Genomic DNA, 8,281 nt, shown 5'->3' on the forward strand with positions numbered 1-8,281 from the left:
ACCGGAGCCACCCGGCCCGCCGTTACCGCCGAAGAACCCGCCGGCCCCGCCGGCACCGCCGGCCCCGCCCGCGCCGCCGGCCAGCACGGCGCTGCCGCCGGCGCCGCCGGCGCCGCCCCAGCCGAACAAGCCCGCGTCGCCGCCGGCCCCACCGGCCTGGCCGGCCGCACCCGACCCGCCGGCGCCACCGTTGCCGATCAAGATGCCGCCGGCACCGCCGGGCGCCCCGGTGCCCGCCGCGCCGTCCGCGCCGTTGCCGATCAGCGGCCGCCCGAACAGCAGCTCGGTGGGGGCATTGATCAAGCCGAGCAGATCGTCGATCACGGTCTGCAGGGGTGACGTGCTGGCGGCCTCGGCGGCCGCGTACGCGGCACCACTAGAGGTCAACGCATGCAGGAACTGGTTGTGGAACGCCGTCGCCTGCAGGCTGACCGCTTGATACTCCTCGGCGTAAGTGCCGAACAGCTTGGCGATGGCAGACGACACCTCATCGCCGGCCGCGGCCAGCAACTGCGTCGTCGACCCCGCTGCCGCGGCATTAGCCGCCCGCACTGCCCACCCGACGCCACTCAAATCCCCTGATGCGGTTGCAAAAGCGTCCGGCGCGACAAGCACATAAGAGGACATTTGCGGCTCCCATCCTTCGGGCCGGCCCGACCGACCTCAGGACAGTATTCGCGCGAGCCGCGCAGAATACCGTCGAATGAATAAATCCGCAGGCGTATTTTGCTTTTTCAATTCAAATTCTTTAGTTACGCAAATTTCATATTTTTTTGATCGGTTGGGGCGCGCCGGAAAGCGACCGGCGCCACCGGCCGCGGCCAGCTGTCGGACCCCTGTCCTACAGTGGCGGCTGTGTTGGTCACCGGCGACAGCATCGTCTACAGCGCAACGGATCTGGCGTCGGCCGCGCGCTGCGAGTACGCCCTGCTGCGGGACTTCGACGCGAAGCTGGGCCGGGGCCCGGCCGTCACGACCGAGGACGAGTTATTCGCCCGCACCGTCGCACTGGGCACCGAGCACGAACGGCGGCGGCTCGCGCGGCTGCGGGACGAATTCGGGGATGCGGTCGCCATTATCGGGCGTCCCGCCTACACCCCGGACGGGCTGGCCGCCGCCGCGCGGGCGACGCTGCGCGCCATCGCCGACCAGGCGCCCGTGGTGTACCAGGCCGCGCTGTTCGACGGCCGCTTCGTCGGGTTCGCCGACTTCCTCATCCGCGACGGTGCCCAGTACCGGGTCGCCGACACCAAGCTGGCCCGCTCACCCAAGGTCACCGCACTGCTGCAGCTGGCGGCCTACGCCGACGCGCTGGCGGCTTCGGGCGTGGCCGTGGCGCCGGAGGCCGAGCTGGAGCTTGGCGACGCGACGGTGGTGCGCTACCGCGTCGCCGACCTGATCCCGGTGTACCGGTCCCAGCGCGCACTGCTGCAGCGCCTGCTCGACGACCATTACGCCGCGGGCGCGGCGGTGCGCTGGGACGACGACGGCGTGCGGGCGTGTTTCCGCTGCCCGCTGTGCACCGAGCAGCTGCGCACACGCGATGACCTGTTGCTGGTCGCCGGCATGCGAATAACCCAGCGGGACAAGCTCATTGACGCTGGCATCACCACCATCGGTGAGCTCGCCGGCCACACCGGGGCGGTGCCGGGCCTGGCGCCCAGCGCCGTCGGCAGGTTGACCGCACAGGCGAAACTACAAGTGTTGCAACGTGATAGCGGTGCTCCGCGATTCGAGGTCGCAGAGCCGCAGCCGCTGACACTGCTGCCGGAGCCCAACGCCGGCGACCTGTTCTTCGACTTCGAGGGCGATCCGCTGTGGACCGCCGGCGGCAAGGACTGGGGCCTGGAGTATCTGTTCGGGGTGCTGGACGCGGCGGGTGGTTTCCGGCCGCTGTGGGCACACGACCGGGTCGAGGAACGCAAGGCGCTAACCGACTTTCTGGCCATGGTCGCCAAGCGGCGCAGGCGCTACCCGAACATGCACATCTACCACTACGCGCCGTATGAGAAGACGGCACTGTTGCGGCTCGCCGGCCGCTATGGTGTCGGCGAGAACGAGGTCGACGACTTGCTGCGCAACGGTGTCCTGGTCGACCTGTATCCGTTGGTGCGCAAGAGCATTCGCGTGGGCGCGGAGTCGTTCAGCCTGAAGGCACTCGAGCCGCTCTACATGGGCACGCAGTTGCGCTCGGGTGACGTCACGACGGCCGCCGCCTCGATCACCTCCTATGCCCGCTATTGCGAGTTGCTCGCCGAAGGCCGCCGCGACGAGGCCGCCACGGTGCTCAAGGAGATCGAGGACTACAACCACTACGACTGCCAGTCCACCCGCGCGCTGCGCGACTGGCTGGTGCTGCGGGCCTGGGAAGCCGGCGTCACACCGGTCGGCATCCAGCCGGTTCCCGACGGCGGGGCCATCGCCGAGCAGGACGCGCTGGCGTCGGCGCTGTCAACCTTCACCGGCAACGCCGCGGCCGCCGACCGCACCCCGGAGCAGACGGCGGTGGCCATGGTGGCAGCCGCCCGCGGCTATCACCAGCGCGAGGACAAGCCGTTCTGGTGGACCCATTTCGACCGGCTGAACTATCCCGTCGAGGAATGGTCGGACAACACCGGCGTTTTCGTGGTCCGCGAGGCTTCGGTCGCCGCGGACTGGCATACCCCGCCCCGCGCACACAAGCCGCAGCGCCGGCTGCGGCTACGCGGTGACTTGGCGCGGGGCGATCTCAACACCAACGTATTCGCGCTGTACGAGCCGCCGGCGCCGCCGGGCATGGCCGACGACCCCGATCGCCGGGCTTGTGGGCGTGCGGTGGTCGTCGAGGTCGACGACCCCGCCCTGCCCACCGAGATCGTCATCGTCGAACGAATCGGCAACGACGGCAACACCTTTGACCAATTGCCGTTCGCGCTCACCCCGGGTCCACCGGTACCGACGACCACGCTGCGCCAGTCGATCGAGGCGACGGCGGCCACTGTCGCGGCCGGGCTGCCGGCGTTGCCCCGCACCGCGCTGGCCGACATACTGACCCGCCACCATCCGCGCACCCGCAGCAACGGCGGGCTGCCGCGGGGCGCCGATATCGTCGCCGATATCACCGCGGCGGTGCTCGACCTGGACTCGTCCTACTTGGCGGTGCACGGACCGCCCGGAACCGGCAAGACACATACGGCCGCGCGGGTGATCAACGGGTTGGTCATCGAACACGATTGGCGCATAGGCGTTGTCGCGCAATCGCATGCGGCGGTGGAGAACCTGCTGGACTGCGTGATCGATGCGGGCCTGGATGCGGCGCGCGTCGCCAAGAAGCGCCACGACCACGCCACGGGTGCAAACCGCTGGCAGGAGATCGACGGGAATCGGTACGCGGCGTTCATCGCCGAGGGCGCCGGGTGTGTGATCGGGGGCACCGCATGGGATTTCGCCAACGGCAACAGGGTGCCTACCGGCAGCCTGGACCTGCTGGTGATCGACGAGGCCGGCCAGTTCTGCCTGGCCAACACCATTGCCGTAGCACCGGCGGCGGCGAATCTGTTGCTACTGGGGGATCCGCAGCAACTGCCCCAGGTCAGCCAGGGCACTCACCCCGAACCCGTCGACATCTCCGCGCTGGAGTGGCTGGTCGACGGCCAGCGCACGCTGCCCGACGAGCGCGGCTATTTTCTCGACGTCTCCTACCGGATGCACCCGCAGGTGTGCGCCGCGGTTTCGGCGCTGTCCTACGAGGGCCGGCTGCATTCGCACGCCGAAACGACCTGCGCGCGCCGCCTCGAGGGATACCAGCCCGGTGTGCACGTGCTTTCCGTTCGCCACCAAGGCAATTCGATCGAAAGCCCGCAGGAGGCCGACGCTATTGTCGCCGAGATCCGGCGCCTATTGGGCCGGCAATGGACCGACGAGCACGGCGCCCGGCAGTTGACGGCATCCGACGTGCTGGTGCTGGCGCCCTACAACGCCCAGGTGGTGACAGTGCGTCAGCGGTTGCGGTCGGCCGCACTCGGCGAGGTACGGGTCGGAACGGTCGACAAGTTCCAGGGTGGGCAGGCGCCCGTCGTGCTGATCTCGATGACCGCCTCGTCGGTTGACGAAGTTCCACGCGGAATCTCGTTCCTGCTCAACAGGAATCGGCTCAACGTCGCGATCAGCCGGGCGCAGTACGCGGCGGTGATCGTGCGCTCGGAGATGTTGACCGAGTATCTGCCCGCCACGCCCGCCGGTTTGGTGGACCTGGGTGCGTTCCTCGCGCTGACGTCCGGGTAGGCAGCCCCTACAGCGAGCCGCCACCGCCGGTGCCACCGGCGCCACCGCTGCCGCCTGCGCCGCCGAGGGGGTTGGTGGCGCCGCTGCCCGGCTTGCCCGGGACTCCCACGACACCGTCACCGCCTGGTTTCCCGCTGGAACCGACACCGCCGGTGCCGCCCGTTCCGCCGGTGCCACCGGCACCGCCGCTGCCGCCCAGGACGGCGCCGATGCCGCCCGCGCCGCCGCCGCCGCCGAAACCGCCCTGACCGCCGGTGCCACCGGTGCCGTGGGCGTTGGAACCGCCGGCGCCACCTTTGCCGCCTTGTCCGCCTTGGGCACCGTTCCCGGCGACCGGACCGTTGGCGCCCTGGCCGCCGACGCCGCCGTCGCCGCCGAGACCGCCCTTACCGGCGGTGTGCCCGATAGACGTGGGGCTGGCGCTGCCACCCTGGCCACCTTGACCGCCGTCGCCGCCACCGCCCGCAGCGCCGACGACTCCGGTACCGGAGGGATTGGCCCCGGCCATCCCGCCCCTGCCGCCACTGCCGCCGATGCCGCCGCGGCCGCCGGTTCCGGCGTTGTCGGCGCCGTCGTCGTTGTAGCCCTGGCCGCCGCCGCCGCCGGCACCACCCAGACCGCCCTGGCCGCCGTTGCCGTTGATCGCGCCCGGACCGAAGGCTTGACCGCCCATACCGCCCGCGCCGCCCTGGCCGCCGCCGCCACCGCTGCCGGCGACGCCACCCGCCGGGCCGGTGGCACCATCGCCGCCCGCGCCACCATTGCCGCCGAGGCCGCCGTTGCCGCCGACATGCCCGGAACCGTTGACGAAGCCGCCTTGGCCGCCCGCTCCGCCGTCGCCGCCCAGGCCGCCGGACCCCGGTGTTCCGCTACCGAGGGCACCACCGGTACCGATCGCGCCGCCGGCCCCACCGGTGCCGCCGTTACCGCCGATGCCGCCGGCCGTGGCGGTGAAAGGCCCGTTGTCGGGGCTTCCAGCACCGCCGTCACCGCCGCGCCCGCCGGAGCCGCCCTGCCCGCCGCTGCCATTGTTGGCGTTCGGCACGGCGTCGCCGCCGGTGCCGCCGATGCCGCCATTGCCACCGCGGCCGCCGTCGCCGGGGTTGGTGCCGCTGGCGAAGTCGGTGTTGCCCAGGCCGCCCTGGCCGCCCTCGCCGCCTTGACCACCCGCGCCGGCGGTGTGACCGGCGAAGGTGGTGGCCCCACCCTGGCCGCCGGTGCCGCCGTCGCCGCCGTTGCCGCCGTCGCCGGCGGATGCCGGTGTGCCCTGCAGGCCGAATCCGGCGGCGCCGCCGAAACCACCCCTGCCGCCCTGGCCACCGGTGCCACCGTCGCCGGCGGCAACGGTGCCGGTGTCGGCGAAGCCTTTGCCGCCGGTGCCGCCGGCGCCGCCGTCGCCGCCCGCACCGCCGTTGCCCGGGCTTGCGTTGAAGGCGAAGGTGGTGCCGCCCGAGCCGCCCTGGCCGCCGTCGCCGCCCTGGCCGCCGGCGAAGCCGTTACCACCAGGTGTGGTGGCGTCGGGGCCGGTGCCGCCTTGGCCACCCTGGCCGCCCTTTCCGCCGTCGGCAGCGACAGCACCGACGCTCGAGGCGCTACCACCGGAGCCGCCCTGGCCGCCGGTGCCACCGGTGCCCGCACCGCCGATGACGCCACCGGTGCCGCCCGTGCCGATCGCCCCGCCGCCACCGCCGGTGCCGCCGGTGCCGCCGGTGCCGCCGGGCATGGCCGGGTTGCTGACGTCCTCAGAGCCGCCGAAGCCGCCGCTGCCGCCAAAGCCACCGGTGCCGCCCTGCCCGCCGCTGCCGTTGATTCCGCCGTTGGTGGTGCCGCCGTTTCCGCCGAGGCCACCCTGGCCGCCGGTGCCGCCGTCGCCGCCGGCTTTGACGGATAGCCAGCTCGCGCCGACGCCACCATGCCCGCCGTCGCCGCCTCGGCCACCCACGCCGCCGCCGCCCTCGGTGCCGCCGGTGCCGCCGTGGCCGATCCCGCCCCCGGCCCCACCTTCGCCGCCCTTGCCGCCGGTTCCGCCGGTCCCGGCGTTGTTGCTGCCGGTGTCGGGGGAACCGGCGCCACCCGTGCCGCCCTGGCCGCCGGTGCCCCCTTGGCCCCCGCTGCCGTTGATTCCGCCGGCGACGGCGGCGCCGCCGATACCGCCGGTCCCGCCCTTGCCGCCTAGGCCGCCGTCGAATCCGGTGACCGACGGCGTGTTGCTGTCGGCGCCGGTACCACCCTGGCCGCCCGTGCCGCCTTGACCACCGAGGCCGCCGGTGTGGCCGGTAACGGTGGTTGCCCCGCCCTGGCCGCCCTGACCGCCCTGACCGCCGGTGCCCGCGGCACCCACCGTCGGTGTGCCGGTATCGCCGCCGATACCTACCGCGCCGCCCTGACCGCCCTGACCGCCCTGGCCGCCGCGGCCGCCGGTGCCGCCGGTGTTGCTGGGGATGTTGCCGTTGTCGGTCACACCGGTGCCACCGGCGCCGCCGGCACCACCCTTGCCGCCCTGCCCGCCGCTGCCGTTGGTCGCGCCCACTACGGCATTGCCACCCTGGCCGCCGGCACCGCCCTGGCCGCCTTGGCCGCCGTCGGCGCCGGTGCCGGCGTTCACGCCATCGCCACCCTGGCCGCCCTGGCCGCCCTTGCCTGCGGTGTGACCCGCGATGGAGGTGTTGCCGCCTTGACCACCCGCGCCGCCGTCGCCGCCGACCCCCAGGCCGCCGGCTACGCCGCCGGTCCCGCCGGTGCCGGCCGCGCCACCAGCACCGCCGGTGCCGCCGGTGCCGCCGGTGCCGCCATCGCCGGCCGGGTTGACACCGTCGTCGGTGAAGCCGAAGCCGCCGGTGCCCCCGGTGCCGCCGCGGCCGCCGACGCCGCCGTCGCCGTTGACCCCGCCGCTGGTAGTACCGCCCTGGCCCCCGCTTCCGCCCTGGCCGCCGGTGCCGCCGGGGTTACTGGTTCCGAACGCACCCTGGCCACCCTGACCGCCGATGCCGCCCTGGCCGCCCTGGCCGCCGTTACCACCGCCACCGCCCATGCCGGCGTTGCCCGAGCCGCTGTCGTTGAAGCCGAAGCCACCGCTGCCGCCCTGGCCACCTTGACCGCCCGTGCCGCCGACGCCGTTGAATGCATCGGCCGCCGCGCTGCCGCCGTCGCCGCCGACGCCGCCCTGGCCGCCCTGCCCGCCCGCGGAGGCACCGCCGGCCGCGCTGGTGGCCGCGGCGCCGACGCCACCGAAACCGCCGGCACCGCCGCCGCCGCCGCGACCGCCGGTGTGACCGGTGAAGGTGGTGGCACCACCCTGGCCGCCGTGGCCGCCCACGCCGCCGTCGCCCGCGGCGCCGACGCTCCCGCCGGTGCCGCCGAAACCGGTCATGCCGCCCTGGCCGCCCTGGCCGCCCTGGCCCCCGGTGCCGCCTTGGCCGGCGTCGTTGTTGCCGTCGTCGGCATAGCCCTGACCGCCTTGACCGCCCGCCCCGCCGGTGCCGCCCTTGCCGCCGCTGCCGTTGGTCGCCCCCGCGACGGCGCTGCCGCCCTGACCGCCGGTGCCGCCGCTGCCGCCCAGGCCGCCCGTCATGCCGCTGTTGAAGGGTGCGACACCACTGCCGCCCGCGCCGCCTTGACCGCCGGCGCCGCCCTGACCGCCGGCGCCGGCGGTGTTGCCCGATTGCGTGGCGGCACCACCGGTGCCGCCAATTCCACCGGTGCCGCCGTTGCCGGCATTGCCGGCAAAGCCGCTATTGACCCGGCCACCGGTGCCTGCCGCGCCGCCGGCACCACCATCGCCGCCCTTGCCGCCGATGCCTCCGGCGCCGGCGTCGTTGGCGCCGTGATCGGTGTAGCCGGTGCCGCCGATGCCGCCCTGGCCGCCTTCACCACCCTGGCCGCCACTGCCGTTGAAACCTCCGGCGGCGGAGTTGCCGCCGGCACCGCCGACGCCGCCCTGGCCACCTTTACCGCCGTCGTAGCCGGCGCCGAAGGGTGTCGTGCCGTCGGCGCCGGTACCACCCCGGCCGCCCATACC

At 73.8% G+C, this 8,281-nt stretch carries 3 protein-coding genes; 1 reads left to right on the top strand and 2 read right to left on the bottom strand.

Annotated elements, in window-relative coordinates:
* Positions 1 to 627: PE family protein (locus BST12_RS27930; protein ID WP_139802001.1), on the bottom strand; the 627-nt coding region annotated here is incomplete at its 3' end.
* 228 nt (positions 628 to 855) lie between these two features.
* On the opposite strand from BST12_RS27930, the gene BST12_RS27935 reads away from it, so the two are divergent.
* Positions 856 to 4,263 (top strand): TM0106 family RecB-like putative nuclease, encoded by a 3,408-nt coding sequence (locus tag BST12_RS27935; protein WP_083116433.1) that lies wholly within the window; start codon positions 856 to 858, stop codon positions 4,261 to 4,263.
* A 7-nt stretch (positions 4,264 to 4,270) separates the two neighbouring features.
* Here BST12_RS27935 and BST12_RS34425 read toward each other — a convergent pair whose 3' ends face one another.
* On the bottom strand, positions 4,271 to 8,278 hold the full coding sequence (locus BST12_RS34425; RefSeq protein ID WP_425437424.1) for a PE family protein: 4,008 nt from the start codon (positions 8,276 to 8,278) through the stop codon (positions 4,271 to 4,273).
* Between the last annotated feature and the right edge of the window lie 3 nt (positions 8,279 to 8,281).

This window comes from Mycobacterium angelicum (assembly GCF_002086155.1).
Classification (GTDB): Bacteria; Actinomycetota; Actinomycetes; order Mycobacteriales; family Mycobacteriaceae; genus Mycobacterium; species Mycobacterium angelicum.